This is a genomic window from Cupriavidus sp. SHE, assembly GCF_000812445.1.
Taxonomy (GTDB): Bacteria; Pseudomonadota; Gammaproteobacteria; order Burkholderiales; family Burkholderiaceae; genus Cupriavidus; species Cupriavidus metallidurans.
Genome location: NZ_JWMB01000112.1, coordinates 1 through 2103 on the forward strand (window position 1 = coordinate 1; position 2103 = coordinate 2103).

The window sequence follows — 2103 nt, forward strand, 5'->3', positions numbered from 1 at the left end:
CCGCCACGAAGCGCTCCTTCACCAGCGGCACCCACTTCAGCTCGGGTGGAATGCCGAGCCGCGGCTTGACCAGCACCGCAATGTCCAACTCGCGGGCATCGACCTGCGTCAGCAACTGCGTCGACATGCCCGGCACGATATTGACGTGGGTGTCAGGAAACGCGACGCGAAAACGTTGCATGGCACGCGGCAACAGACTGGCCTGAACAGTCGATACCGCCCCCAGATCCAGCGGCGCCGTATCGCGCTGCAGTCGCGCGCCCTTCATCGACTCGTAGAGCGCAACGATGCGCGAGGCGTCCGCCAGCATCTGCCGGCCCTCCTCGCTCAGGGTCACCGATTTGCCCGATCGATCGAACAATGTGCAGCCGAGATCTTCCTCCAACCGGCGAATCTGGGTGCTGACGGCCGACTGCGTCAGCCCGAGCCGCGCGCCGGCCGACGAGAACGAACCGGTTTCGGCGGCTACGAGAAAGGTCTTGAAATAGCGGAGCAAGGTGGGATTCAAGCATCGAAATTTTCGATGCTCAGTCAAAAAATGATTCGTTTCATATTACGAGTTCTGCTGATTACAATCAACGACGCCTTCAAGCATCCATGGAGATAACGCCCCACCATGAACGCCATTCCCCTGTTCCACCTTGCCTTTCCCGTGCACGATCTTGCCGCTGCTCGCCACTTCTATGGCGAACTGCTTGGCTGCCCGGAAGGCCGCAGTTCCGACGCCTGGATCGATTTCAACTTCTACGGCCATCAAGTGGTGGCGCACCTGTCCCCCGACGAGTGCGGCCACCGCGCTACCAGCGCCGTGGATGGCGATGACGTGCCCGTACGCCACTTCGGGGCGATCCTGCCGATGACCGAATGGGAAGCCCTGGCCGACAAGCTACGCGCCGCCGGCACCCGGTTCGTGATCGAACCGCACGTGCGCTTCAAGGGTCAGGTTGGCGAACAGGCCACGATGTTTTTCCTGGACCCGTCGGGCAATGCGCTGGAGTTCAAGGCGTTCGGCGACATGAGCCAGGTATTCGCGAAGTAACACCCCCACACGATTCACCCATCCCAAGACAATCCAGCGAGACATGACCGAATTCGTCATCCAGCCTGCCCCGCAGGCCAGCGTAGCCGTGGCGGGCAGCCAGGCCCGTTTCCCTATCCGCCGCGTGTTCTGCGTGGGGCGCAACTACGCCGCCCACGCACGCGAAATGGGCAAGGATCCCGATCGCGAACCGCCGTTCTTCTTCACCAAGCCAGCCGATGCCGTCGTGGCCGCTGAAGGCACGGTGCCGTATCCGCCGTTGACGGAGAACCTCCACCACGAGATCGAGCTTGTTGTCGCGATCGGCAAGGGCGGCACGAACGTCAGCCCGGCGCAGGCACTCGACCTGGTGTGGGGCTACGCCGTGGGCGTGGACATGACGCGCCGTGATCTGCAGGACGTCGCCAAGAAGATGAGCCGCCCGTGGGACTGGTCGAAGGCCTTCGATGCGTCAGGCCCCTGTGGTCCGCTGCATCCTGCTTCCAGCATCGGTCATCCGTCCAAGGGCGCGATCTGGCTCAAGGTCAATGGCGAAACGCGCCAGGAAGGCGACCTGACCGAACTGATCTGGCCTGTTGCCGATGTGATTGCCTATATCTCGGAAGCCGTTGCACTGGAACCGGGTGACCTGATCTTCACCGGCACGCCGGCAGGCGTCGGCGCCCTGAACCCCGGCGACGTCGTCAGCGGCGGTGTCGAGGGTATCGGTGAAATCACTTTCACCATCGGCAAGCGCTAGAACATCACATTCACGTAGTGCCAAACGGCGTTGCTCATTTCTCGTGAGCAACGCCGTTTTTCCTTTTTATTCATGCAATTACGAACACTCTAGAGCGGCTGCTCGAGTTCGAGCATAGCAATTTCTCCAAATTCTCCTTGCCTATCTATCTAGTAGTAGATAATATTTGGGTCATGGACGACGCGATGCAGCAAAGCAGTCCGCAGCACCAAGCCGATCCACGCAACACCAAGTCGTTTGTCAGTACCGGGAGGCGGTCTTTTTTTTAGCCCTGGTTACCTATCTAGCAGTAGATAGCAGCAGCGCCCAAACCAAGACCCCTGAG

3 protein-coding genes are annotated in these 2103 nt (G+C 60.5%); 2 read left to right on the top strand and 1 reads right to left on the bottom strand.

The features are described from left to right. A partial coding sequence (locus RN01_RS32325; protein WP_039016860.1) for a LysR family transcriptional regulator occupies positions 1-496 on the bottom strand: 496 nt, incomplete at its 3' end. A 120-nt stretch (positions 497-616) separates the two neighbouring features. On the opposite strand from RN01_RS32325, the gene RN01_RS32330 reads away from it, so the two are divergent. After that, positions 617-1039, top strand: coding sequence for a VOC family protein (locus tag RN01_RS32330; RefSeq protein ID WP_008645798.1), 423 nt, complete (start codon positions 617-619; stop codon positions 1037-1039). Between the two features lie 43 nt (positions 1040-1082). Beyond that, positions 1083-1778: a fumarylacetoacetate hydrolase family protein gene (locus RN01_RS32335; protein ID WP_008645799.1), complete on the top strand. Its 696-nt coding sequence runs from the start codon at positions 1083-1085 to the stop codon at positions 1776-1778. Positions 1779-2103 lie beyond the last annotated feature (325 nt).